Source organism: Rhodococcus sp. 06-470-2, from assembly GCF_002258235.1.
Classification (GTDB): Bacteria; Actinomycetota; Actinomycetes; order Mycobacteriales; family Mycobacteriaceae; genus Rhodococcoides.
Genome location: NZ_NOYB01000041.1, coordinates 284,443 through 310,219, shown reverse-complemented (window position 1 = coordinate 310,219; position 25,777 = coordinate 284,443). Strand labels below are relative to the sequence as shown.

The 25,777-nt window shown below is 65.7% G+C and carries 22 protein-coding genes, 1 tRNA gene and 1 other RNA gene; 7 read left to right on the top strand and 17 right to left on the bottom strand.

The genetic code is table 11. The features are described from left to right. Positions 1-74: 74 nt before the first annotated feature. A complete protein-coding gene (locus CH276_RS24795; RefSeq protein WP_094632114.1) occupies positions 75-311 on the top strand; it encodes a hypothetical protein in 237 nt (78 codons plus the stop codon). 12 nt (positions 312-323) lie between these two features. On the opposite strand, the gene CH276_RS24790 is transcribed toward CH276_RS24795, so the two are convergent. The 7 genes from CH276_RS24790 to phoU form a co-directional block, all read right to left on the bottom strand. Then, the gene (locus tag CH276_RS24790) at positions 324-2,582 is read right to left on the bottom strand and encodes a DNA polymerase III subunit gamma and tau (protein WP_094632217.1); all 2,259 of its coding nucleotides are present in this window, start codon (positions 2,580-2,582) and stop codon (positions 324-326) included. 44 nt (positions 2,583-2,626) lie between these two features. Continuing rightward, positions 2,627-5,020, bottom strand: a complete 2,394-nt coding sequence (locus CH276_RS24785; protein WP_094632112.1) for a helicase-associated domain-containing protein — start codon at positions 5,018-5,020, stop codon at positions 2,627-2,629. A gap of 51 nt (positions 5,021-5,071) precedes the next feature. Next, positions 5,072-5,647, bottom strand: coding sequence for an HhH-GPD-type base excision DNA repair protein (locus CH276_RS24780; protein WP_032395311.1), 576 nt, complete (start codon positions 5,645-5,647; stop codon positions 5,072-5,074). A 106-nt stretch (positions 5,648-5,753) separates the two neighbouring features. Then, positions 5,754-8,477 carry a helix-turn-helix transcriptional regulator gene (locus CH276_RS24775; RefSeq protein WP_094632110.1) on the bottom strand — a complete coding sequence of 908 codons (2,724 nt, stop codon included), beginning with the start codon at positions 8,475-8,477 and terminating at the stop codon, positions 5,754-5,756. A gap of 326 nt (positions 8,478-8,803) precedes the next feature. Beyond that, entirely contained in the window at positions 8,804-10,036 is a 1,233-nt protein-coding gene (locus CH276_RS24770; RefSeq protein WP_141214778.1) for a hypothetical protein, read from the bottom strand. A 33-nt stretch (positions 10,037-10,069) separates the two neighbouring features. Next, entirely contained in the window at positions 10,070-10,873 is an 804-nt protein-coding gene (locus CH276_RS24765) for a transglutaminase-like domain-containing protein (RefSeq protein WP_052049483.1), read from the bottom strand. 37 nt (positions 10,874-10,910) lie between these two features. Beyond that, a complete protein-coding gene (gene phoU / locus CH276_RS24760) occupies positions 10,911-11,564 on the bottom strand; it encodes a phosphate signaling complex protein PhoU (protein WP_032395313.1) in 654 nt (217 codons plus the stop codon). Positions 11,565-11,669: 105 nt separating this feature from the next. Here phoU and CH276_RS24755 point away from each other — a divergent pair, with 105 nt between their 5' ends. After that, entirely contained in the window at positions 11,670-11,999 is a 330-nt protein-coding gene (locus CH276_RS24755; protein WP_032395314.1) for a YnfA family protein, read from the top strand. 25 nt (positions 12,000-12,024) lie between these two features. Here CH276_RS24755 and CH276_RS24750 read toward each other — a convergent pair whose 3' ends face one another. Both CH276_RS24750 and CH276_RS24745 read right to left on the bottom strand, forming a co-directional pair. Continuing rightward, entirely contained in the window at positions 12,025-13,275 is a 1,251-nt protein-coding gene (locus CH276_RS24750; RefSeq protein ID WP_094689136.1) for a lipase family protein, read from the bottom strand. A gap of 185 nt (positions 13,276-13,460) precedes the next feature. Continuing rightward, positions 13,461-14,132: a TetR/AcrR family transcriptional regulator gene (locus CH276_RS24745; protein WP_032395315.1), complete on the bottom strand. Its 672-nt coding sequence runs from the start codon at positions 14,130-14,132 to the stop codon at positions 13,461-13,463. A 104-nt stretch (positions 14,133-14,236) separates the two neighbouring features. Here CH276_RS24745 and CH276_RS24740 point away from each other — a divergent pair, with 104 nt between their 5' ends. Further along, positions 14,237-15,754, top strand: a complete 1,518-nt coding sequence (locus tag CH276_RS24740; protein WP_032395316.1) for a DHA2 family efflux MFS transporter permease subunit — start codon at positions 14,237-14,239, stop codon at positions 15,752-15,754. 54 nt (positions 15,755-15,808) lie between these two features. Here CH276_RS24740 and CH276_RS24735 read toward each other — a convergent pair whose 3' ends face one another. After that, entirely contained in the window at positions 15,809-17,095 is a 1,287-nt protein-coding gene (locus CH276_RS24735; protein ID WP_032395317.1) for an aminotransferase class I/II-fold pyridoxal phosphate-dependent enzyme, read from the bottom strand. A gap of 53 nt (positions 17,096-17,148) precedes the next feature. Next, positions 17,149-17,243, bottom strand: an RNA gene (ffs, locus tag CH276_RS24730) — signal recognition particle sRNA small type. A 95-nt stretch (positions 17,244-17,338) separates the two neighbouring features. Between ffs and CH276_RS24725 the strand changes: the two genes are divergently transcribed. Next, positions 17,339-17,426, top strand: a tRNA-Ser gene (locus tag CH276_RS24725). A gap of 214 nt (positions 17,427-17,640) precedes the next feature. Here the strand turns inward: CH276_RS24725 and CH276_RS24720 are convergent. Together CH276_RS24720 and CH276_RS24715 are read right to left on the bottom strand one after the other, a co-directional pair. Further along, on the bottom strand, positions 17,641-18,387 hold the full coding sequence (locus tag CH276_RS24720; protein WP_032395318.1) for a 3-hydroxybutyrate dehydrogenase: 747 nt from the start codon (positions 18,385-18,387) through the stop codon (positions 17,641-17,643). Continuing rightward, positions 18,384-19,799: an MFS transporter gene (locus tag CH276_RS24715; RefSeq protein WP_094632106.1), complete on the bottom strand. Its 1,416-nt coding sequence runs from the start codon at positions 19,797-19,799 to the stop codon at positions 18,384-18,386. The genes CH276_RS24720 and CH276_RS24715 overlap by 4 nt, the downstream gene beginning before the upstream one ends. Before the next feature lie 137 nt (positions 19,800-19,936). Here CH276_RS24715 and CH276_RS24710 point away from each other — a divergent pair, with 137 nt between their 5' ends. Both CH276_RS24710 and CH276_RS24705 read left to right on the top strand, forming a co-directional pair. Then, on the top strand, positions 19,937-20,845 hold the full coding sequence (locus CH276_RS24710) for a LysR family transcriptional regulator (protein WP_176459421.1): 909 nt from the start codon (positions 19,937-19,939) through the stop codon (positions 20,843-20,845). A 64-nt stretch (positions 20,846-20,909) separates the two neighbouring features. Then, entirely contained in the window at positions 20,910-21,632 is a 723-nt protein-coding gene (locus tag CH276_RS24705; RefSeq protein WP_032395321.1) for a mycothiol-dependent nitroreductase Rv2466c family protein, read from the top strand. Positions 21,633-21,781: 149 nt separating this feature from the next. Here CH276_RS24705 and arr read toward each other — a convergent pair whose 3' ends face one another. Beyond that, positions 21,782-22,210: an NAD(+)--rifampin ADP-ribosyltransferase gene (gene arr, locus CH276_RS24700; RefSeq protein WP_094632213.1), complete on the bottom strand. Its 429-nt coding sequence runs from the start codon at positions 22,208-22,210 to the stop codon at positions 21,782-21,784. 116 nt (positions 22,211-22,326) lie between these two features. Next, entirely contained in the window at positions 22,327-22,977 is a 651-nt protein-coding gene (locus CH276_RS24695) for a class I SAM-dependent methyltransferase (protein ID WP_094632102.1), read from the bottom strand. Positions 22,978-23,040: 63 nt separating this feature from the next. Between CH276_RS24695 and CH276_RS24690 the strand changes: the two genes are divergently transcribed. Beyond that, positions 23,041-24,477 carry a dihydrolipoyl dehydrogenase family protein gene (locus tag CH276_RS24690; RefSeq protein WP_254924440.1) on the top strand — a complete coding sequence of 479 codons (1,437 nt, stop codon included), beginning with the start codon at positions 23,041-23,043 and terminating at the stop codon, positions 24,475-24,477. Here the strand turns inward: CH276_RS24690 and CH276_RS24685 are convergent. Both CH276_RS24685 and CH276_RS24680 read right to left on the bottom strand, forming a co-directional pair. Further along, positions 24,449-25,060, bottom strand: coding sequence for a CDP-alcohol phosphatidyltransferase family protein (locus CH276_RS24685; RefSeq protein WP_094632098.1), 612 nt, complete (start codon positions 25,058-25,060; stop codon positions 24,449-24,451). The two genes, CH276_RS24690 and CH276_RS24685, sit on opposite strands and share 29 nt — an antisense overlap. Further along, entirely contained in the window at positions 25,057-25,725 is a 669-nt protein-coding gene (locus tag CH276_RS24680; protein WP_254924439.1) for a TVP38/TMEM64 family protein, read from the bottom strand. The genes CH276_RS24685 and CH276_RS24680 overlap by 4 nt, the downstream gene beginning before the upstream one ends. Positions 25,726-25,777 lie beyond the last annotated feature (52 nt).

Here is a 25,777-nt window from a genome sequence, read left to right as displayed (position 1 = left end):
AGGTTCACGTTTGAACGACCTGATCGTGGGACACTCCGATAGATCAGATCTACCGAGCGCGGAAGAAGACCTCCATGGAAACCAACAACGAATTGACCGTGGGCGCTCGCGTCAAAGTACGCATTCACACCACCGGCACCGATGACGAAGCTGCTCAGGACACGTACGAGACCGGGGCGATCGTCGAGGACTTCGGTGTCCAGACACCCGAGACCACCTCCCGGGACTGGGCGGTGGCACGGCGTTGGGCCGTGGCGCTCGACAGCGGACGCCTGGTGTTCGCCGACAACGAGGACCTGACCGTCGGCTGAGTCACCCGTCGATCAGGTCTCCTTGAGCGGTACCGCTCCCAGTTCGCTGACCAGCAGCTCCATCGCGACGGTCTCCGGATCGCGTCGAACCGTCGGATCGGCAGGCTCGGCCGCGGCCTTGAGCAGCTCTTCCTCGTCCTCCGGGGTCTCCGGTGGCGGTGGCCCTACCGGCTCGGGCTCGTCGGGGTAGTCCGGCGCTTCGGGCATCGGAATGTCGTCCGCCCCGATGCCGGCCGAGGATCCATCGCCCGCTGATCCGAACCCGTCCGACGTGGGACGGGAAGCCCCTGCCTGGCTCGGCCTCGAGAACTTCGGCAGCGACGCGGGTTTCGCTGCCGGTTCATCTTTTTTTGCTGATGACTGTTCCGGCGGTGCCGCCGCACCGACCAGGCACACCACCGACCATTCGACCCCGAATACGTCACGCAGAGCGTCGCGAATGACGTCGGCGTTGCGCGGTTCCTCCAGCCGCTTGGCCAGCGGTGCCGAGTCGTGACCGAGCGTGATGGTGCCGTTCTCGACGGTGCGCACCGAGGCACCGGAGAGCATCACCTCGACGGTCCGGCTCCGGTCTCGTACCTTCGTGCGCACCTCCGACCACACAGCTCGAACCGCGGCTGCGTCGGGCTCGCTCGACACGGCGGCGGGGGCCGCCACGGGTTCCGGTTCCGACTCGAACACCGGATCCGGCTCGGGGCCGTAATCGTCCTCGGGCTCCGGCGGAAAATCTTCGTGGGAAACCGAGGCAGCGGGGGCCGGTTCCTGTGATGCCGAAACCGGTTCCGGAGTCGGCTCGGGTGTGGGGGCCGGTTCCGGTGTCGGCTCGGGTGTGGGAGCGGGCTCGGGTGTCGGAGCGGGCTCGGGTATCGGGGCCGGCTCGGGTCGTGCAGGCTCCGGTGCCGGTGTGGGAATCGAGGCAGCGGGTGCGGGCGCCACTGGAGCAGGTGCCGGTGCGGGCGCTGCCGGCTCTGCGGCCGGTGGACGTTGCGACGGTCGCTGAAACTTGCTCACCGGTGCCGGACCCGGGGGCGCGGGTTCCTCGGTGGGTTGCAACTGCGGTCGCGTCGGATCTGCGGCTGCCTGGGCGACGGCTGCTTGCTCCCCCGCCGGAAGGGTGACGTCCAGGCGGCGCTCGACGCGTTCGAGTCGTTGCAGCACCGCCGATTCCGCGTCGGACGCCGAGGGCAGCAGCATTCGGGCACACATCACTTCGAGCAGCAGACGCGGGGCCGTGGCACCGCGCATCTCGCCGAGGCCCGAGTGCACGATCTCGGCGTACCGAGTCAGTGTCGCCGAACCGAGCAGATCGGCCTCGTCACGCAGTCTCTCGAGGACGTCGCCGGGAACGTCGACCAGACCGCGTTCTCCGGCGTCGGGCACGGCCTTCATCAGGATCAGATCTCGCATGCGATCGAGGAGGTCGATGGCGAAGCGGCGTGGGTCGTGGCCCGCGTCCATCACCTTGTCGACGGTGCCGAACAGTGCGCCGCCGTCGCCCGCGGCCAACGCGTCGACCGCTTCGTCGATCAGTGCGACGTCGGTGACGCCGAGAAGCGAGAGTGCGCGCGGGTACGTGACGCCCTCGGGTCCGGCTCCGGCCAGGAGCTGATCCATGACGCTGAGCGAGTCACGGGGCGAACCTCCGCCGGCGCGGATGACCAGCGGGTAGACCGCATCCTCGACCGGAACCTGTTCCTGGCCACAGATCTTCTCGAGCAGACCGCGCATCGTCGACGGCGCGAGGAGCCGGAACGGGTAGTGGTGGGTACGCGAGCGGATGGTGGGGAGCACCTTCTCGGGCTCGGTGGTGGCGAAGATGAAGACGAGGTGCTCTGGTGGCTCCTCGACGACCTTGAGCAGCGCGTTGAAGCCCGCCGGGGTCACCATGTGTGCCTCGTCGATGATGAAGATGACGTAGCGCGATTCAGCCGGGGCGTACACGGCCTTGTCTCGCAGATCTCGCGCATCGTCGACGCCACCGTGGCTGGCCGCGTCCATCTCGACGACGTCGAAGTTGCCGGGTCCGCCCGGTGCGAGGGCGACGCAGGAGTTGCACACGCCGCAGGGGGTCGACGTCGGACCCTCGGCGCAGTTCAGCGATCGGGCGAGGATGCGCGCCGAGGAGGTCTTTCCGCAGCCACGCGGCCCGGAGAACAGGTACGCGTGGTTGATTCTGTTGCTGTCCAACGCCACGCTGATCGGCTCGGTGACGTGCTCCTGACCGACGACCTCGGCGAACGTCGCGGGACGGTACTTCCGGTAGAGGGCCACGCCCGAAAGGGTACCGGCGACCACGGACACAGTTGCATCGCCGGTCATTGTGGACGGGTGGATACCGCTCTGATGTTCATGATGGCGAAGCTCTCGCGGCTGCCGGTCGATTCCGAGAGCGCGTGCAGCCAGTGGCCGTCCTGCAGCGCATCCGAGATCGCGTGCCGAACGATGGCTCCTCTGGAGTTCTGGTAGTCGATGGAGACGGGTGTGCCGCGCGCTGCGGCGTCGGTCAACAGATCCAGCTCACGCGGCAGCAGCCGGCTGTGTGAATCGAGTGCAGACCGCACTCGTGCCTCGTCGACGGCTCCGTCGCCGCCGGCCAGCAGGAGCCGCGCGAGCTCGCGTGGTTCGCGGCGGTGCCGTGCCGGGTGGACGGCACGATGGGTCTCCCGAGTCTCCCCCGTGCGGAATCGAGGCGCGCTGTCGAGTTGGAGTTGCCCGGTGTCGGAGTGCCGCACCGGGGAGTATCCGTGCCTGCGAAGCACGGCGATGGTGTCGATGGGCGTGGCCGAACTGACCAGGACGGTGGGAGCGAGGCGCTGGAACTGCAGCACGGCCAGTGACTCGTCGGTCTCGATGTTCGTCAACAGGACGACGTCCTCGGAGACGATCGCGCACGGGATCCTCCTCACGGCCAGTGCGCCGTAGCTGCGCCAGCAGTCTCGGATCGTGTAGTCCAGTGCCTGAGGCAACTCGGTGTCGGCCATCGCGGTCAACGCATCGATCAACTCCTCGCCGGTGCCGCCGGTGTCGAAGAAACCCCGGATGGTCGCCGGGGTGAAACGCCAGACCGACGCGACGTCCCTCGACTCGGGCTGCGCCGCCGAGCCGAGTATCGACGCCACCTCGGTACTGGGTGGTCCGGTCACCACCGCCGTGGAATCGGGCAACAGCCGAACGGAGAACGGAACCCACCCGGCCATGTCCTGCAACTGTGCTGTCAGAGCCGCGCGGATCTCGCGAGGGTCGCCGTCTCGACCCGCAGGGAACTCGGTGAGGGTGCGGCACAGATCGGTCGGCGCACCGTCGGCCAGTACCCCGAGTCGACCGGCCTCGAGCCACAGCGCGTGCACGTGACCGGCCCCGGCGCTGGTCGAGACGACCGGGATGTGCCAGTCCAGATACCGGGCAAAATCCTCCGAACCATGCAGAACCGTCGCCGGCGCGTCGGCGTCCTCGTATCGCAGCAGAGCCGTCAGCGCCGTCGCACGCAGGTCCGCTGCCGCCGGGTCGTCGAGCATCTTCTTGAGAACGGGAACGGTCTTCTGGGACGCACGGGGCACTCGGTGGGTGGGCGTGAAGGGCGAACTCCACCATGCCGTCAGCAATGTGGCCGCCTGTTCGGCCCGCGTGCTCGTGGACCATGTCTCGTACGCCGAAGTCAACGCGATTCCGGTCTTCCCGCGTTCGGCCAGCAGTCCGGCTTCGCGGGCCAGCATCAGCATCAACGCGGTGTCGTGTTCGTCGGCGAATCCCAGCCTGCTCGTCAGCGACCGAATCCCCTTGGCACTGACGCCACCGGTCTTCATCGTCGTCAGGCCGTCGGCGTCGATGGCCGTCAGCAACGCCTGCGTGTGTTCGCAGAACTGCAGCAGGGCGATCGAACGTGTGCGCCGCACGTCGTCGTGCGAGAGCACTCGGGTGTCGAATGTCGGCGGCGTGAGTTCGATGGGCAGACGCCACCGCTCCCCTCGCAGGGCGATGCTCACCTCCAACGGCATCTCGACGCGATGCCCGTCGAGTCGATACAACAATCCCCGCTCGAATGCGGCCGCGCCTGCAGTCGGAGGAACATCGAAGATCAGTGACACCGGCTTGCCATCAACGAAGCGAGACAACATCTCTCGCATCTCCTCCGGCCCGCCGTCGAACAGTTCGCGGATACGTTCGGGCGTCATGGCAGTGGCAACGGAATCCGCGCGCGCCGCTCGCTCGAGCGTCGGGTCGATACCGAGGAGCGACAGCACAGCCACCCTGTCCTGCTCGACTGCGCAGTGCAGGAACAGCTTTCGCTGCCTGCGGGCCAGTCCGAACGGATGCGAGAACACCCCGGACAGGTCGACGGGTGAGTATTCGACAGTGCCTGCGCCGAGTGAGGAATTCGGCCAGATCAACCCGTGGGCCGTCAGTGTGGCCAGAGCTGCATCGATGTGTGGTGTCTCGTTGATCGATCCTTCACTCGCCCAGTGCCCGATCTCCGCGCGGCTCAGATCGCCCATGAGCGCAAATAATTCGAGGAGAGCGAGCGCACCGCTGTCGAGTCGACGCGGCAGCATCGACACCCGAGACGGGGCTTCGAGCAACTGCGCGAGCAAGCCGAACGAGCGCGGTGGTGGGTCGGTCGCCACGTCCGGCCGACGGTGCAGCAGATCGGTCAGCGCGTCCTCGTCGAGAGACGCCAGCCAGCCCTCGTACGTCCCGATACTGTCGGTCATCTCGCCCCCCGGTGAAAGTTCTGGTCACTGTAACGACCGGCACCGACAGACTTATTTGTTCTTGGCTGCCGCTTTCGCCGCCTTCTTGAACTCGCGCACCTCGAGCAACGACTTCTCGTCCACCACGTCGGCGATGGATCGACGCGCTCCGTCGTCGCCGTACGGTCCGGCGGCCTTGCGCCAGCCGTCGGGCGTGACGCCCATCTGCTTACCGAGCAGCGCGAGAAAGATGCGGGCCTTCTGATCGCCGTAGCCGGGGAGGGCCTTGAGTCGTTTCAGCACTTCGGCACCGTTGGGATCGTCGCGAGTCCAGATCTCCTGCGGCTTTCCGTCGTAGTTCTCGACCAGGAACGCCGCCAGCCCTTGGATGCGCTTGGCCATCGAACCCGGGAACCGATGGACGGCCGGGGTCTGCGCGCACAGGGCCGCGAATTCCTCGGGATCGGCGTCGGCGACGGTGTCGACTTTCAGGTCGCCGAGACGGTCGACGAGCTTCTTGGGGCCTGCGAACGCCGACTCCATCGGTACCTGTTGATCGAGCAACATGCCGATCAACAGCGCGAACGGATCCTCGGCGAGCAGTGCATCGGCCTCGGGATCGCCGACGAGGTGCAGTGTGCGAGACATGGCCTCGATCCTGCCACGGTGGATCTCGATCCGTGGCCGGGGCCGCAACAGATCCGGTTCAGTTCCATGCGCTCTCCATTGTCCGAAGAAGCTCCGGACGTCTCGTTCACCCTTTCGCGAAGCGCGCTGCTTCCGTGCGGTTCCGGGCTCCGAGTTTGGTCAGCACGTTCGACACGTGCACGCTGACGGTCTTGACGCTGATCACGAGCCGCTCGGCGATCTGTTTGTTGGTGCATCCCTCGCCGAGGAGTTCGAGAACGTCCCACTCGCGACGAGTCAACAGGTCGGTGCCCAGGGGACGGCGCGCATCGCCGAGTCTCACGGTGACCCCGAGTCGGTCGTAGATCGCGATGGCCTGATCGGCCGCGTGTGCGGCTGACGACCGGTCCCCGGCCGCCTCGAGGGCTTCGGAGAGCGACTGCAGGGCACGGGCACGCTCGAACGGCTGAATTGCGAACGCGTCCACAGCCGCACGCCATGCCGCCACTACCGAGGCAGCATGCCCGTATCCGCAGTTGAGACGCAGGTGACCCAACTCGGCCTCGCCCCGCAGTATCCACGCAGTCGACTCCCAACCGTATGACGGGCTGGAACTCGCGGTGCGTTCGATGTCGGCGTGCAGGCGTGATCCGATGTCCAGTGCGGCCTGAGTTCCGATGACGGTCGACCCGCGGCGCGCCGCTTCCATCGCCAGTACCGACAATCGGATGCGTCCCCCGAACCATGGGTTGTGCCACTGCGCGCCCACGGTGGCGACAGCGGCTTCGAGGGATGTGATCACTTCGCCGAACCGCCCGTTGCACAACGCTGTATAGGCAACAGCTGTGCTCGTCAGAATGGTGATGAAACCATCCTGAGATTGGAAGGGTCGAACACGTTCGATGTCGGACGCGAGTTCCTCGTCCCCGATTGCGGCGCGAATCTGAAACCCTGCACACAGCTGCTCGGCCGAACCCAAAGGTGCTGCGTCCGATTCGATCCGAGCCAGGTCGGTAAGGGCCAGGGTCCAATCACCCGAGTAGTACCGCACGTTCGCCAACTGGACACGCGCCCCGACGCCGTAAGGTGTCCATTGGCGGCCGGCGGATCGGGCGATCTTGACTGCCTCCTCGAACGACTCCTGAGCCGATACGAAATCTCCGTCGTCGAATTCGACCATCCCGAGATTGAACTTGCTGCGCAACAGATTCCCGATGTCACCGCTTTGCCGTGCGAGCGCAGCGGTTCGTATGAGGAGCGTGCGCGACGCCGCGGGGTCGTTGTGGCGTCTGTGTAAGCGCGCCAGGGTGATTCGTGCATCTGCCGACAGCCCCGGGTCGCCGAGGGATTCTGCGATACGTACAGACTCCTCGGCCCAGGCGAGCGACTGATCCTCCCGGCCCAACGCCTCGGTTATCCGAGCACCGAGACCGGTCAAGTGCACTCTCCATGAAGCGAATTCCTCCGAGGCCGCGATGATCAAAGCGTGCTCGACGGCCGCCAGGGCCGCATCCTCTCGTTCGATCGCCAGAGCCGATGTCGCCTCGGCATGCAACAAGTCGAGTCGCTCGGGGATCGTCAGCGCATCCCCACCCCGTTCCAGTTCGGCTCGGACGACCGAGAGCGCCCGCTGGTCTTGCCCTGCCGCCGTCGACGCCGACGCGTATTCCAGCACCAGCGCCGTTTCCGTCGGCTCCCATTGCGGCTGTCGCAGTTCCAATGCGGCGGCGAGGTGAGCCATGGCCTCAGCGGGAGCAGCCAGCGTCATCGCCTCGCGGCCCGCGTCGACGTGGGCTCCGAACGCCTTCGGCAGATCGTGGGCCAATCCTGCGTGTCGAGCCAGGTCCGCGGCGGCACCACGATGCCGGTGTTCGGTGAGCGTATCGACGAAAGAAGCGTGCAACCTCGCACGACGGCCGGGCAGGACGTCGTCGTAGATGGCGTCGGCCAGGAGCGCGTGCCGGAAGACGTAATAGAAGTCGGTGGTCTCCACGAGCCGGGCGTCGACGATTTCGCGGATCACGTCTTCGAGCCGGTCGTCGTCAAGACCGGTCACCTCAGCCAGAACCTCGTGCGCGACGCGGGGGCCACCCACCGCCATCGTTTCGGCTACCGACTTCGCCTCGGGCGACAAGGCGTCGAGCCGGACCAGCAGTAGCTCGGCAAGGCCCGGCGGTATCGACGATCCGGGACGCTGGCCGGCAGAGACGAGTTCTTCGATGAAAAACGGATTGCCGCCCGATCGCTCCACGATGACGTCCCGGGATGCCACATCCGTCGCTGCCGGAAGCGAATCGAGGAGGCGATACGACGATTCGACATCGAGAGGCGTCACGTCGACTCGACGGACGTAGCTCAGACGTGTCCACTCGGAGAGCGACTGCCGGAGTGGGTGTTTGCGATGCAGATCGTCGCTACGATACGAGATCACCAAGGACACATGCGTTTTCGCGAGTCTCGACAGCAGGAATGTCATGAGCTCACGGGTGGAGGTGTCCGCCCAGTGCGCATCCTCGACGATGAGGAGCGCCGGGCGGTCGGCCCCAGCTGCAGTCAGTGCGACGAGGGCAGCATCGAACAGTTCGGACCGGGTGGTGTGCGGGAGTGGACCGAACAGTTCGGTGAACGCGAGGTACGGAATACCGACCTCACCGAGGTCCAAGCACCGCCCGACCAGTACCCGAGTTCCGCGTGCTTCCGCATTGCGCCACAGTTCTGCCAGCAGCCGCGTTTTGCCGACACCGGCGTCACCGGACACGACGACCGCGGCAGGTGCACCGCGGGCAGCGTCGGCGACGACCTGTTCGAGCGCCGCGAGTTCGGCATCCCGTCCGATCAGAGTGCGAGCCACGCTAACAAACTACGCCGCGCTCGTGGCCTGCGGTCGTTCTGTGCGCGGCTGCGCACCCGGCGGTCGTACGCTCGCAGCGAATCGGCAACACGGCGTTCATGATCGGCCAGAACATCATAGGTGGGGTACATGGAACCCACTCTTGCTCCGCCGCACCGTCCACACATCGGACGAGTTCCCTATCTTCGGTCGAACCGTCGTGCGAGAGCGCCCTAGGGAACAGTCTCGGGGCACCTGGTCATATCCGACAGACGTCACCGACGCTCACTATGATCCGGACGAGTTCATCCATCTGTCCGTGTGCACGATCGCGACGAACGCCGATGTCAGTCGACAGACCCTGCCACAGTCAACGCAATCGCCTGCAGAAGGGGTCGGTCCACAAGGGTTTGTGCTGCTGCAATCTGCACGTCCACTCGGGTGCCCGACGGTTTGACCAAAGTGATGTCGTCGATCGGGTCGCCGTCGAGGGTCATTCCGCTCGCACCCGGGTAGTCGTCACGAAATTGCGAGCCGTCCGCCAATGTCACCGCACCCGAGGGATTCGGGGACGGCTCGTAGTCCGCGTCGATCACTCTGATCATCAGGGTGCCGTCGCCGGCCATCACGGCTCCGCACGCGCCGGCCGATCCCGATGGGGACGTCCGCATCGAGCCCAGCGGTCTGTCGAGTTCCACCGGAATCCCGGCCGATTGCCAGAAGTCGTCCAGCGAGGCATTGAGGCGATCGACTGCCTGAGACGAGAACTGCCCTGCGCCTTCGGAATTGGTGTCACACGACATCGGGAGCGGGGGAATTCCATCGGGAACAGGTGCGGACCAGAGCAGTTCGGGCCGCAGCGCAATCCTGCGCAACTCATCGATCGACAGTGGCACGGTACCGGTGGATTCGTAGTCCGCGTTCCGGTCCGATGACGCCGCTACGACGACGGAACCATCGCGTGCATACACACGCACGATATTGGAGTGGGAGCGGTCACCGTCGAATTCATCCCAGGTGTCCCGAATGTCGACGACGGTTCCGTCGGGCAGAGTTTCGCGAGCGTCGAGCCAGCCGGCCTGGCATGGCTTGGGCCCATCGTCCACGCGGGTGACATTGACCGTCACCGAACCTTCGACGCCGTCGCGAGTGACCAGCCCGTCCGCGGAAGTGCCGGGGTCATACGCACCGTCCGCGCTGGCTGCGGGTTGGAAGACGAGAGGATCGCCCGCATACCGAAGCGACGAACCGTCGACAGTGTCGACTCGAGGGGGTAGGGCCTCGCGCACCGCAATCGACATCGCGTTCGCCTTTTTCGACGTCAACCACGGGTAGGCGGGGTTGTCGTAATCCTCCTGGCCCGTGGTCAGCACGCCGTAGAACTGCTCCTCCTCGGGCGGCTCCACCGATTCGCATCCAGGAATGTTCACCGGGTACTCGACAGGCTCACTGACGTAGCCCGATCCCGACTGCCCCATCGGCTGGTGGGTGAGACCCGCGGCAACTGTTCCAACGGCGACGATCACGCCAATGACGACCCCGTCGGTTCGCTCCCCACCACGCCGCAAAGAGATTCGCACGGCCGCAGCCTAACGCGGCCCGACTCGGCGCGATCAGGTGATCGAGACCAGCTGGGTGATGTCGTCGAAGGGCAGTGGTCCGTCGACGACGGCTCCGACGACGGCGCTGTTGAGGATGATCGATCCGCCGTGGTTGTCGAGGAAGGCGGTGTCGGATGCATCGCGTCCGGTGGCGATGCGCACCAGGGTCGATCGAGGTGCGAGGCACGTCGCGTCCACCACTCGCCATTGGCCTTCGACGAATGCTTCGGCGACCGCGTGGAAGTCCATGGGATCGCAGCCCGGTGCGTACACCGCGACCAGGCGAGCGGGGACGTTGACCGCACGCAGCAGGGCCACCACGAGGTGGGTGTAGTCGCGGCAGACTCCGGCTCCGGCGAGGAGGGTGTCGACCGCGCCGTCGATGGGGTCGCTGCTGCCCGGGACGTAGCTCAGACGGGCACCGACCCAGGACGAGACCTCCGCGAGCAGCTTCTCCGACGGCGGGTAGGAACCGAATTCCGTTGCCGCGAAACCGAAGAACTTGTCCGCTTCGGAGTATCGACTCGGCCGCAGGTAGAGCGAGAGGTCGTAGTCGGAGACCGGAGCAGGCTCGGTGTTGCCGTAGATGGTCGCCGAATACGACGCCTCGAGCTTGCCGACGTCGGCGTGGATCTTGTGGATGCGGGTGCCGTGAGCGCCGCTGATCTCCTGCGCCTCGATCGGTTGACCGTCGAGTGTGAACGAGAGTGCTTCCCACACATCGGTTCCCGGATGAGGTGCGATTGCGATCTGGAACTCGAGGGTGCTGGCCTCGGTCACGTCGACATCGAGGTACGCAGAGACGTCACGTTTCATCGTGCCGATCCTGCCATCTTCGAGCCGTTCGCGCAGACTATGACTCGTCGGTGGGGCGATCGCCGGTCACCAGGAAGATGACGCGTTTGGCGACCTCGACAGTGTGGTCCGAGTATCGCTCGTAGAAGCGTCCGAGCAGCGTGATGTCCACTGCGGCCGGCACACCGTGCGGCCAATCGGGTGCGGAGGTCAGCATGAACAGGCTGCGGTGCAGCGCGTCCATCTCCTCGTCCTGGATCCGGAGGTCGGCTGCGAGTTCGGCGTCTCGGGTTTCCAGCACGCGTTGGGTGGCCGCTGCCTGGGCGACGGCAACCCGGCCCATCTCCTCGAACACTCCCTCGACCTCGGGCGGAAGTACGTGCGCGGGATGGCGGCGGCGAGCCAGCTCTGCGACGTGGACGGCGAGTCCGCCCATCCGCTGTAGGTCGGCGACGATATTGATCCCGGAGACGACGCGTCGTAGATCGTGGGCGACCGGTGCCTGCAGGGCCAGGAAGCCGAATGCTCCGTGCTCCCACTCGGCGGCGAGGGTATCGATCTCCTCGCGGTATTCGATGGTCTGCTCGGCCATGACGATATCGGCGGTCAGCAGTGCACGGGTGGCGTCGACCATTGCCTTCTCGGCGATTCGCGACATTTCGGACAGGTTCGACGCCAAGGAATCGAGCGTCTCCGTGTAACTGTCCCGCATGTGAAACTCACCCCTACCGACTCGGCCCTCGACGCGGGGCCTGTAGGCCTGTACCCCCAAAGGCATCTTTCTACACCAGGTCGGGGCTGTGGGAGCCTTTGTCGCATGAACATTGTGAAGTCGGTCATGCTGTTCGCGGTTGCGGCCGTGTTCGAGATCGGCGGGGCGTGGCTGGTGTGGCAGGGGGTCCGCGAACATCGCGGATGGCTCTGGGCGGGAGCGGGCGTGATCGCCCTCGGTGCCTACGGTTTCGTGGCGACGCTGCAGCCCGACGCCAATTTCGGTCGGATCCTGGCGGCATACGGCGGTGTGTTCGTTGCGGGATCACTGCTGTGGGCGATGGTGGCCGACGGCTTTCGACCCGATCGCTGGGACATCGCCGGGTCGTCGATCGCACTGATCGGCGTGGCGGTGATCATGTACGGCCCGCGCTGACCCGCGCGGGCCGTACATCGGCAGATCAGCAGTTGGACGGCGCGGGCACTCCGTAGAACCGATCCTTGATCCAGTTCTGCGCCTCGCCGAGACCGAGAAGGTCCGGAATCAGGTGTCCGGCACCGGAACCCGGCACGATTGCGGGTACCTGCGCGGCAGTCAGCTGCACGGTGGCACCCTTGCCGCACCAGTCACCGGCCAGCCCGACGGCCTGTCCGTGAGGCACGATGTCGTCGGACGTACCGGACTGGATCAGCACCGGAGCGTTGGGCGTGCGCTCACCGATCTTGTTCTTGGCCAGGATTTCCGCGGCGATGGGCAGCCGGTCCAGTACAACCGAGAGCGGCTCGCCGGTCTTGGTGTACTCGTTGGTGCGGTGCAGCCCGACGTTCAGAATCGTTTCTCCCACACACTGATTCGCCACCAGGTTAAGCATGGCCTTGCCTGCGTCATTGATGTTCTCGTCGACGATCGGCTGCAGACCGGGATCGGAATTGAGCAGACCGTTGAGGGTGTAGCCGATCACGCCGGTCAGGATGGTGCCGTCGACCTGCTCGAGGGTCGCCTTCAGATCCGCCGGGGGTGCGCCCGCATAGGTGCCGACGAGGTCGATCTCCGGTGCGTACTCTCCGGCGATTTCCGCTGCAGCAGCCGCTGCTCCGCCGCCCTGCGAGTAGCCGTACGCCGCGACCGGACCGTCCGCGGAGATCTTGGTGCCCTGCAGGTTCTGCGCTGCGCGGGCGGCGTCGAGCACAGCGTGCGCTTCCGAGGCGCGGTTGACGTAGGTGTGCGCACCGGGAGTGCCGAGGCCCTCGTAGTCGGTGATGACGACGCCGTATCCCTGCGACAGCAGGGAGTATGCGGCGAGTACCTCGTACTCGACCATGAAGCCGAGCGGCGGGGTGTAGGTGATGACGTTGTTGAGCATCTTCGATGGCGCGCACTGATCGCCCTGGCCCTGGGTTCCTGGGGCGAGGACGACGAGCGGACGCGGGCCCGGCCCGGTCCACGGTGCGGCAGGATCGATGTAGGTGCCCGTGACGGCATTGGCCGCATCGTTGGAGTCGGTGCTGCGGTACATGATTCGCGTTGCCGCGCCGGGCAGAGGGCCACCGATTCCGGGGACCGACAGAGCGAGATGCGACGGCTCGGACCGGATCACATCACCCGGGGAGCCTGCGGGCAGCGGGCTCGGCGGTACGTAGAAGTCCGATTCGACGGTGGAACCCGTCGACGATCCGGAGCCCGGGGCTGCCGATGCAATCGGATTGGTCATACCGATGAGCACCGCGGATACCGCTACTGCCGAAAAAATGACACGCGTCGAACGCAACTCGAATCCCCCAACGTCGATCCCCAGCTCCCGAGTAAGCGGTACATCGGGTAGCACTCAATTCCGTTAGGGACCCTACGTGATCGATCGCACAACGCAAAGGGTTTCGTGACGTGGACCCAGTTCACTCAGCGTCGACGACGATGCATCGCCGTCTTGGCCATGTCGACCTCGTCGCTGGTGAAGGGACGCCCTGGAAGCGCCGAGCGCGGGACACCGTCGCCCCGCAGACCGTCGAGCAGGACGGTGAAGTAGCGACGCCAGTTGGTCGCATCGACGGCGCTGGAGAATTCGACGCTCGCGCCGATCATGCCGAGCACCGGATAGAAGTCGTTGACCGCGATATCGGACCTCAGCTGCCCGGACGCGAGCGCTCGCTCGACGATCTTCTCGAAGAACGGATCGATACGCGAACGAACCCGAGCGATGCCGCGACAGCCTTCGTCCGAGCCGAGGACGACCTCACCGAGTCCCCTGTCGGAGGACATCCCCTCGCACACCTCGGCCAGGAACTGCACCAGCCCCTCCCACGGATCCTCGGCCTCGAGTGCGCGCTCCGCGGTCGCGAGCATGTCTTCGAGTCGCTGCTCGAAGACGCCGTCGATCAACTCTTCCTTGCAGGAGAACCGTCGGTAGACGGTTCCGACGCCCACTTTGGCGTGGGCAGCGACGTCGTCGAGTGTGATGTCGATTCCGCGTGAGGCGAACAGTTCGCGCGCCGCGTCCACGATGCGTCGACGGTTGCGTTCGGCGTCCGCACGGAGGGGCTTCGCTGCCGATGTGTCGGCTCTCACACTCATTCGATGTCCGTTTCACCCGATAAGCGGAGGACAGTCCTCCACTTCGCTGCTACCTTGTTCTACAACCGGAGGATACACCTCCGCATAGTCGAACCGAGGACACCATGACCACCCTTTCATCGGAGAACGTGGGCGACGCGACCTCGACCACGACACCGGCGGACGAACGTGCGCACAGGAATCGATGGCTGATTCTCGCCACGCTCGGCCTGGCCCAGCTCATGGTCGTGCTCGACGCGACCATCGTGAACATCGCACTCCCCGCTGCCCAGCTCGACCTGGGCTTCGACAACGCCGATCGCTCCTGGGTCGTCACCGCATACGCCCTCGCGTTCGGCAGCCTGCTGCTGCTCGGCGGACGGCTCAGCGACCTCTTCGGTCGCCGCAACACCTTCCTCATCGGCCTCGTCGGCTTCGCGTTGATGTCTGCGGTGGGCGGCGCGGCCGTCAACTTCGGCATGCTCGTCGCGGCTCGCGCCGGTCAGGGTCTCTTCGGCGCACTACTGGCCCCCGCGGCCCTGTCGTTGTTGGCCACCACCTTCACCGACACCAAGGAACGCGCCAAGGCATTCGGCATCTTCGGTGCCATCGCAGGCGGCGGCGGCGCACTCGGCCTGCTGCTCGGCGGCATGCTCACCGAATGGGCCAACTGGCGCTGGAGCCTGTACGTCAACCTGATCTTCGCTGCACTCGCCTTCGTCGGCGGGTTCCTCTTCCTGGCCAAGCACAAGGTCGACGTCCGGCCGAAGCTCGACATCCCCGGCACCCTGGCGGTCTCGGCTGCACTGTTCTCCATCGTCTACGGCTTCGCACACGCCGAGTCCGACGGCTGGAGCAACTCGGTCACCCTCGGATTCCTCGCCGCTGGTGTCGTTCTGCTCGCGGTGTTCGTGACCATCCAGATGCGCGTCGAGCACCCCCTGTTGCCGCTGCGCATCGTCCTCGATCGCACCCGTGCGGGATCGTTCCTGGCCGTATTCGTCACCGGCGCAGGCATGTTCGCGGTATTCCTGTTCCTGACCTACTACCTGCAGAACACCCTGAAGTACACACCCATCACCACCGGGTTCGCGTTCATGCCGATGATCGCGTCGCTGATCCTCACCGCGACCCTGTCGACGGCGCTGATCCTCCCCCGCTTCGGGCCGCGCATCCTGATGACGACCGGCCTGATCGTGGCCTCGGTCGGAATGGGACTGCTGACGCAGATCGACATCGACAGCAGCTACGTCACGCACATCCTGCCCGGCCTGGTGATCATGGGCCTCGGACTCGGTGCCACCATGGCACCGGCCATGCAGGGCGCGATCTCGGGCGTCGACCCGGACGACTCCGGCGTCGCATCGGCAACGGTGAACACGATGCAGCAGGTGGGCGGCTCGATCGGCACGGCGCTCCTGAGCACAGTGGCTGCCAACGCCGCCACCAGCTACGTCAGCTCCAACATGGCGACGGCAACCGATGCGGCTCTGCTGCAGGCCAACGCCGAGATCGCCAGCTACACCACCACGTTCTGGTGGGCTTCGGGAATCTTCCTGCTCGGCGCAGTGCTCTCGGCCACGCTGCTGAAGAAGGGACCGCTACCGTCGGCTCCCGAAGGTGCGGTTGTCGTCGGGCACTAGTGCGCTACGCGCAGTGGTGTGGTTATGCGCCTCAGGGGGCGCATAACCACACCACTAGCTTTCGAGCAGCTTCTCGGTCGCGGCCAGCAGCACGCAGGTCGCGACGCCGTCCATCGACTTCTCCAGCTCACCGAGCGACGGGAAGCTCGGGGCGAGGCGAATGTTCTTGTCTTCCGGATCTTTTCCGTACGGGAAGGCCGAGCCGGCGGCCGTCAGCGCGATTCCGGCGTCCTTGGCCAGCGCGATCGACCGGGCGGCTGTGCCCTCGAGCACGTCGAGGCTGATGAAGTAGCCACCCTTGGGTTCGGTCCACGACGCGATCTTCGACGCACCGAGACGGTCTTCGAGGATCTGCTGCACCAGAGCGAACTTCGGGGCCAGGATCTCGCGATGCTTGGCCATGTGGGCCCGCACGCCGGCGGCGTCACCGAAGAAACGCAGGTGCCGCAGCTGGTTCAGCTTGTCCGGCCCGATGCTCTTCTTGCCGAGATGCTTCTGGTACCAGGCGAGGTTCTCCTCGGAACTGCCGAAGAAGCTGACGCCCGCACCGGCGAACGTGACCTTCGACGTCGACGCGAACACGAACGCGCGGTTGGGGAAGCCTGCCTCGGCCGCCATGCCGAGCACGTCGTACGACGGCGCGAACTCCTCGGTCAACGGATGGACCGCGTAGGCGTTGTCCCAGAACAGTCGGAAGTCCGGTGCAGCCGTGGGCATCGTGGCCAGCGCTCGCACAACTTCCTCGGAGTAGACGGCACCGGTGGGGTTCGCGTAGTTCGGCACCACCCACATGCCCTTGATCTGCGGGTCCGACGCCACCAGGTTGGCGATCTCGTGCACATCGGGGCCGTCGGGTCCCATGGGAACAGAGATCATCTCGATGCCGAAGCTCTCGGTGATCGCGAAGTGCCGGTCGTAGCCGGGAGCCGGGCACAGAAAGCGCACGTTCGGCTCGGCCGACCAGGCCCGCGGCGAGTCGGGCAGACCGTGCAGCAGCGCCCAGACCACGAGGTCCTGCATGATCTCGAGGCTGGCATTGTTGCCGGCCAGCAGGTTCTTCACCGGGATGCCGAGCAGTTCACCGAAGATGGCGCGCAGTTCCGGCAGGCCCGCGAGCCCACCGTAGTTGCGGCAATCGGTGCCGTTGCCGTCCTTGTAGTCCGCGCCCGGGAGCGTCAACAGCTCGGCAGCGAGATCGAGCTGCTCGGGTGACGGCTTGCCGCGGGTGAGATCCAGCTTCAGATTCTCGGTCTTGAGCTGCGTGTACTTCGCGCTCTGCCGCTCGTGCTCGGAGGCAAGCTCCTCATGGTTCATCAGACCCAACTGGGTTTGCGCTGACATGCGGAGCGGCCTCTCGGTGACTGGGTTCCCCGGACAGTGTTGCTGCCACTGAATAAAGGGGACCCCGCGCACCCGGCAGAGCCCATTGACCCTTGCTGCCTTCCGGCCCTGGGGGAGTTCACAGGATGCGCGCCGCGCGGGATCCGTTAGGAAGTGTAGCCGCCTCCCGCCGGGCAACACATCACCACCCTTCGCGCCTCCCGATTTGGGAGATGGTGGGGGTAACCGGGTAAGCTCCCCCACGGAGGATTCGCCTAGTGGCCTATGGCGCTCGCCTGGAACGCGGGTTGGGTTAACGCCCTCAGGGGTTCAAATCCCCTATCCTCCGCCAGAGAAGCCCCCGTGACACGTCACGGGGGCTTCTTGCTGTTCGGGATGGGTCCCTTCACCCGCCCGCCCTGGTTCGCGCCTACCCCGTTCGCGTCAATGGACCCTTGCACCGGTCAGACGTGTGCAAGGGTCCATTCACCCAGTTCACGATTCCGCGTCGATGGCACATTGACACGCTCAGACGTGTGCAGTGGTCCATTGACGCGGGGCGCGGACTATCGAGCCGACCAACCACCGTCCATCGTGTACGACGCTCCGGTGACCATGCCTGCGTGCTCGGAGGTCAACCAACCCACCAGTGAGGCGACTTCGGCGGGTTCGACGAGTCGCTTGATGGCGGCCTCGGTCAACAGGACTTTTTCGAGTACTTCGTCCTCGGGGATGTCGTGTGCCTTGGCCTGGTCGGCGATCTGCTTCTCGACCAGCGGCGTGCGCACGTATCCCGGGTTGACGCAGTTGCTCGTCACACCGTGGGCGGCACCTTCGAGGGCCGTCACTTTCGACATGCCTTCGAGCGCATGTTTGGCGGTGACGTAGGCGACCTTGAATTCCGATGCCCGCAGACCGTGCACCGAAGACAGGTTGACCACTCGACCGAAGCCGCGAGAGTACATGTGCGGCAGGGCAGCTCGGATGAGCAGGAACGGAGCCTCGACCATCAGGGTCTGAATTCTGCGGAACGCGCCTGGGTCGAAGTCGACGATCGGTGCGACGGTTTGAATGCCCGCATTGTTGACCAGGATGTCGACGTCCAATCGGAGGTCGTCGAGAGCGGTGGTGTCGAGCAGATCCACCGACCAGACGTCACCGCCGATCTCCGACGCCAATTCCTTTGCCGCAACGTCGTTCACATCGGCGACGGTGACGCGTGCGCCCCGGCCGGCCAGCTCGCGTGCACACGCGGCCCCGATGCCGGACGCTCCCCCGGTGACGAGGGCGGAGCGTCCGGTCAGGTCGGTCACTGCTTCACATTCTGATCGAGCAGACCAGCCTTGGCCAGCTCGGCTTCGGTGGCCAGGTTCTTGGCGTCGGCGATGTCGATGCTTTCGAGCGCCAGTCCCTTTGTTTCCCTTGCGATGACGACGGCAACCACGGTGATCGCGCAGGCCACGGCGAGGTACACCGCGATCGGCACGGACGAGCCGTAGACGTCGAGCAGCTTCACCGCGATGATCGGGGCCAGCGAACCGGCGACGATCGAGGTGACCTGGTAGCCGAGGGACACACCGGAGTAGCGCATCCGCGTCGGGAACATCTCGGCCATGATGGCCGGCTGCGTGGCGTACATGAAGGCGTGGAACATCAGGCCGATGATGATGGCCAGCATGATGACGACGTTGTGTCCGCTGTTCATCATCGGGAAGGCGAAGAAGCCCCACGTCGCGGCGGTGATGGCACCGGCGAAGTAGACGGGGCGACGCCCGACGCGGTCGGCGAGCTTGCCCACCAACGGAATCGTGCAGAAGTGGATCGCGTGGGCGATGAGCATCCACCACAGGATCGTGGAGGTATCCGTTCCCACTTCCACCGAGAGGTACGTGATCGAGAAGGTGACCACGAGGTAGTACATGACGTTCTCACCGAAGCGCAGGCCCATTGCGGTGAACACGCCACGGGGGTAACGCTTGACGACCTCGAAGACGCCGTACGACGCGGCCTTGATGACCTCGGCCTGCTTGTGGGCCTCGAGGAAGATCGGGGCGTCGGAGACCTTGGTGCGGATGTAGTAGCCGACGAAAACGATGACGGCAGAGAGCCAGAACGCGACGCGCCAGCCCCAGCTGAGGAAGGCCTCGTCGGACAGGGTGGTCGTCAGGACGAGCAGAGCGACGGTGGCGAGCAGGTTGCCGGCGGGCACGCCTGCCTGCGGCCAGCTGGCCCAGAATCCGCGGGACTTGTTGGGGCTGTGTTCTGCGACAAGGAGAACCGCGCCGCCCCATTCGCCGCCGACGGCGAAGCCCTGGATGAATCGCAGGGTCACCAGCAGGGCCGGTGCCCAGTAGCCGATCGCCTCGAAGGTCGGCAGGCAGCCCATGAGGAACGTGGCTCCGCCGACGAGGACGAGGCTGAACTGCAGCAACTTCTTGCGGCCGTACTTGTCGCCGTAGTGGCCGAAGACGATGCCACCCAACGGTCGTGCGACGAAGCCGACGGCGTAGGTGACGAAGGCAGCGAGGATGGCGTCGAGCTCGCTGGTTCCGGCGGCGAAGAAGATCTTGCTGAACACCAGTGTCGCGGCGGTTCCGTAGAGGAAGAACTCGTACCACTCGACGATGGTGCCTGCCATCGATGCCCCGACGACCTTCTTGAGGCCTGCGGGGGTGGCATCGGGGTCCGGTTCGGACCGTTCTGCCTGCGGCTGATCGACGCTCATTGACTCTCCTGTGTTACTCGACACTCGATGGTCACTGTTGTGACAGACCACACATTGGCGGGTTGCTCTGAGTATTGGTGCAGATGTTTCTCGGCGCAAGAGCCATGAACGCAGGTCGGATCTGCAAAACTGCAGACATGACGCTCGGTGGCGCGAAGATCCCCAGTGCAGACGACCTGCTGGTGCTGCTCGCTGTCAGTCGAACAGGTCGCTACAGTTCTGCGGCCGACGACCTGGGTATCAACCACACGACCATTTCCCGACGCATCGCCGCGCTCGAGGACACCCTCGGTGGCCGGGTCCTGACGCGGGGTGCCGGTGGCTGGGAGCTGACGCAGTTGGGCCGCGGCGCGCTGGCCGCTGCCGAGGCCGTCGAGGACGCGCTGCGCACCCTCGTCTCGAGCGACGCGGGTGCGTTGGAGGGCGTCGTACGCATCTCGGCCACCGACGGATTCAGTGCCTACATCGCGGCCCCGGCCGCGGCGCGGGTGCAGCGCGCTCACCCGCGGGTGAGTGTCGAGATCGTCGCGGTCACCCGACGGGCATCGCAGCAGCGATCAGGCCTGGACATCGAGATCGTCGTCGGCCAACCGCAGGTGCACCGCGCGGAGGCCATCCGGCTGGGGGACTATCTACTCGGCCTCTACGCATCCGAGGCCTATCTGAATGACCACGGAACTCCGCAGGTGCCGGCCGACCTCTCCGCGCACCCGTTCATCTACTTCATCGATTCCATGTTGCACGTCGACGATCTCGATCTGGCCCCCAACTTCACCCCGACGATGCGCGAATCGGTCACCTCCACCAACGTCTTCGTTCACGTCGAGGCGACTCGCGCCTCGGCCGGCATCGGACTGCTGCCGTGCTTCATGGCCGACCGCCATTCCGACCTACAACGAATCCTGCCCGACGCCATCGCGGTGAAACTGACCTACTGGCTCGTCACCCGAAGCGAAACATTGCGACGGCCGGAGGTGTCGGCGGTGGTCGACGCCATCCGCGCGGTGGTGAACGAGCAGCGCGCGGCTCTGTTGGGCGAGAACTGACAGCGTCGGCGCGGGTATACCGTCGACCACACGGAACTTCCGTCCCAGAAGGAGCGTCCCCTCGATGGCCGATATCGACTTCTACTTCGATCCGGTGTGCCCGTTCGCCTGGATGACCAGCAAATGGGTCCGCAAGGTCCAAGCCCAACGCGACTACACCGTCGACTGGCGGTTCATCTCGCTGCGGCTGCTCAATTCGCACATCGATTACGACGCGCACTTTCCACCCGAGTACGAGGCCGGTCACACCGCAGGTCTGCGACTGTTGCGGGCTGCCGCCGACATTCGTCGCGAGCACGGGTCGGACGCGATCGGGCCACTGTACGAGGCCCTCGGCACGCACATCTTCGACACCGAGGTGGTGCCCGACGACGCTGCGAGCCACGGACATCGCGGCACCGCGGAATTCCTCGGGCCGATCCTCGAAGAACTCGGGCTACCCACCCGTCACACCGCAGCACTGGATGATTCGTCTCTGGACGAGGAGATCCGAGCCGAAACCGATCATGCGCTGTCACTGACCGGCAAGGACGTCGGCACACCCATCATCGCCTTCGAGCCGCCGGACGGAGTTGCCTTCTTCGGCCCGGTGATCAGCCGACTCCCCAGCGACGAGGAGGCAGTAGCACTGTGGGACAACGTGATCGGCCTCGCTCGGTTCCCCGGCTTCGCCGAGATGAAGCGCAGTCTGCGTGAGCTTCCTCAGTTGAAGGCCCTCGGTGTGCAGGACGACGAAGCGGGCGTGGTCCAGGATTGGCACGGCGGGAGCCGACGCCAGAAGAAGTGATGGTGCGGCCGGCTTGCTTGTTGTTCGTTTTCACCCCAACGCTTTTCGCAGGCTCTCGGCGAATCGGCTCCGATCAGGTGACCGCAACGCACGTGCCGTCGTGATCGGGTGAACCTCGGCCCGAGCGAAAAATCACCGGAGAGTGTCGCCTAGTCGTAGAGAACGGCAGTTCCCGTTCGCCGCAACGCCTCCAGTCCGTCTCGGAAACGCTGCAGGTATTCGGGCGAATGACCGACCCAGTCGGTCATCTCCGCGATGACGCGTACCGGTTCTGCACTGCGATAGGAGTGGGTCGGGTTGCCGGGAAACTTCTTGTCCGTGACGTTCGGGTCGTCCTCCGCACTGCCGGTCGGCTGCACGATGTAGACCCGCGGATTCCCCTCGCCGACGGCCATTTCGGCCGCGAGCACGGCACCGTCGAGCACCTTGGTCATGTAGACGTAGTTCGAGATGTGCTCGGGACGATAATTCGAGCGATAGCCCGGGACCAGAAGATCACCGGCCTCGAGATCGGCCTTCGTGCCATGAAAGTAGGCACCGGACTCGTGTACGCGAAATCGCTCCGGTGTATCGGCCATGTCTGCCATCACAACTCCTCCGTGTCGGTAGCCGGAAGAGTGTGCACCGCCGACGGGGTCTTGCCGCAAGCCCCCTACCCGGCGATACACTGAAGGCAACGACAGTTGTGCGACCTTCAGTAATTCGGCTCTGCGAGACGGGAGCCGACAGTCCCGACGCGAATCTGAATGTGGCCGCCGCGGACAGCGCGAGTCGACAGATCCCGCAGCAGTGGCGTCATCGCCGTCCACGGATGAGCCTCGATGTCCGACCCACCGAGTCGACACGCGAGTTTCGCCAGCGGGGTCCACCCCGCCGACCATCCGACGGGACGCTGCATGTCGACGACAGCCACGACGCCGCCCACTCTCGTCGCCGCGATCATCGCCTCGAGGGCCGCCTGCCATGGCGTCATCAGCGACAGCGCGTAGGTGCTCAGGGCCGCATCGAACGGGGCCTGTTCCCCCAGATCCGCGGACGTCAGGGCGGTGGCGTCGGCTGCGACGAGCGTGACGTTGCTCCAACCGAACCGGTCGGCTCGCCGTCGGGCCTGTTCGAGCATCTGCGGGCTGGCGTCGACTCCGGTGATCGAGCCGGTCGGGCCGATCATCCGCTGCAGCCCCGCGAAATTCAGCCCCGTCCCGCAGCCGAGGTCCAGAACATGGCTCCCCACAGGCAGATTCAGCAACTCGAACGCCGCCTCCCGCCCGGCGCGATACACCGGCCACTCGAAGGAGATCACGTCGTACAGGCGCGCCGAGACGGTGTACTTGGTCGGTCGTCTCATCTCGGGTCTCTCCAAGGCGCAGGCATAGTGGGAGGTATGGGAATCCGTCGTTCGTCTTCGAGTGTGCCCGAGAACCGTGCCGACGTGGTCATCGTGGGCGGCGGTACCGCCGGCATCGTGGCAGCGAAGACCGCGGCGGGCTTCGGTGTACGTGTCGTACTGATCGAGCGTGACCGCACCGGCGGCGACTGCCTGTGGACCGGATGCGTTCCGTCCAAAGCATTGCTCGCGGCGGCTTCGGTGGCCGCGACGGTTCGATCCGCTTCCCGCTTCGGCATCGACACCGAACCTCCACGCGTCGATTTCGCGCGCGTGATGCGGCACGTGCACGGTGCGATCGCCGAGATCGCGCCGGTCGATTCACCTGCGGCCCTCACCGAGGCCGGAGTACAGGTGATCAGCGGCGACGCGGTCTTCACCGGTCCGAACACTGTGAGAGTCGGTACGCGGATACTGCATTTCGGTCAGGCGATCGTGACCACCGGCGCGCATCCCACGGTGCCGGCAATCGACGACATCGAGCACGTGGACTACCTGACCAGCGACACCCTCTGGGATCTGACGGACTTACCGCAGCGACTGCTGATCGTGGGAGCCGGATCGGTGGGTTGCGAGATGGCGCAGGCATTCTCGCGTCTCGGGTCGGACGTGACCCTCGTTGGGCGGTCGGCCACGGTCCTTCCCCGCGAGGACCGGTCGGCCTCGTCCGTACTGACTCGGACCCTCACGGACGAGGGCGTGCGGGTCCTGACCTCCACCGCCGTCGTCCGCATCGACGACGGCTCGGCCAGCACCGACACGGGCGTCGAACTCGAATTCGACCGCGTTCTGATCGCCACCGGACGAACGCCGCGCACCGCGGCACTCGGCTTGGACACGGCCGGAGTGGCTTTGAGCGACAACGGATTCGTACAGGTCGACGAGAATTTGCGGACCACCAATCCTCGCATCTGGGCGGCCGGGGATCTCACCGGTCATCCGCAGTTCACGCACACCGCAGGCGTGCACGGCAGTCTGGCCGCGAGCAATGCAGTCCTCGGCCTTCGACGAAAGGTGAGTACCTTGGGAACTCCACGAGTGACGTTCACCGATCCCGAGATCGCCTCGGCCGGCATCGATGTGCGCACCGCCAGGCAGTGCGGGTTGCGGCTGCAGACTCTCGACCACTATCACGTCGATCGGGCCGTCACCGAAAGGACAACGAACGGATCGACGACGCTCGTGCTCGACGCCAAGCGTCGCATCGTCGGGGCCTGCGTGGTGGGACCGCGAGCGGGCGAGACGATCGGGGAGCTGATCATCGCCATCGAGCAGGGGCTGCGTACCCGCGACCTCGCAGGGGCCACGCACCCGTATCCGACGTACAACGACGGGCCGTGGAACGCGGCGATAGCAGACGTGAAGGCGCAGTTGGGTTCTCCGGTGGTTTCCCGAGCAACCGCCGCGCTGGCGAAAGTGCGCGGCACGTGGATCAGGAGAGGGCGCGATAGCCGGCGATGATTCGCTGGCCGGAACTGACTGCAACCACTGCCGCCCAGACCACCGCGATCTGCCATGAGATACCGGGCAGCAGCAGCCAGAGGCAATGCACCGCAATCGTTTCCGCACCCTCGGCCAGGCCTCCGAGGAACGACAGCGAGCGGCCGTCGTCGATGGTGCGGCCATTGCGTTCGGCGATCGAGGAGAACGCGAGAAACGCGGTGCCGTTGATGTAGTACGCCAACAGCACCAGCAGGAACGGCCACCACGGGGCGGCGTATGCGGCCGAGGCACCGACCGCGACGCCCACCACGGTGGTTCCGTAGACCATGAAATCGGCGGTGATGTCGAAGAATCCACCGGCACCGGCAGTTGTCGCCCGCCTACGCGCCAGCGGCCCATCCAGGCCGTCGGCGATGCGGGAGACGATCCACAAGGCCAACGCGAGCAACCAGAACTGCAGACCCGCTGACAGCGCACTACCGAGACCGAGCACGAGTCCGGCGGCGGTGATGCGGTCGGGCGTGATCGACGGGCGGTCGAGCGTGCGGGCACAGCGATCGAGCGGGCCTTCGAGATGGCGGCGCAGAAAGCTGTCGATCATTCGGCAGCTCCGGTGAGTCCCAGACGTCGCGCCAACAGTGCCGAACCGGCCGCGATCGCCAGCACCGCGAGCAGTGCGATGGCGAACGGCCACGACAGCGGAGACGTTCCGTAGGCCCCGAGTGCCGTGTAGGCGACGGTCGCGGGCACGATGCCGATCATGGTGCCCACCACGTAGTCGCGCTGGCCCACCGCACTGACTCCGGCCGCGTAGTTGACCAACGAGAACGGCAGCGGCACCAGACGCACGAGCAGAACCGACAGCAATCCCCGACGGCCGAGCATGGCGTCGAGTCGGCGGAGCCTGTCCCATTCGGTGCGGGCCACCTGCCCGCGGCCCAGCGCCCGCGCTCCCCAGTACCCGAGATACGCCCCCATCGTGGCGGCGACCACCACGACGGTTGCGCCCACCGCCAATCCGAACAGCAGTCCCGACGCGATGGTCAACGTGCTGGCGGGGAACGGAGTAGCGGACAGGACGGCGTAGAGCACGACGAACAACGCGATGCCCCAGGGCCCGGCCGACGCCACTCGGTCTCGGATGTACGACGGATCGGGCAGCTCGACGGTGCCGAGCACGATCACCAGAGCGACGACGACCACGGCGGCCCCGAGCAATTTCAGGGTGGTGCCTCGCCGGCGACGCGTCGGGCGGTCCTGCGTCACGGTGTGTGCCTCTCGTCCGACGGTTCACGCTCCATTGTGCACACGGCCGGTC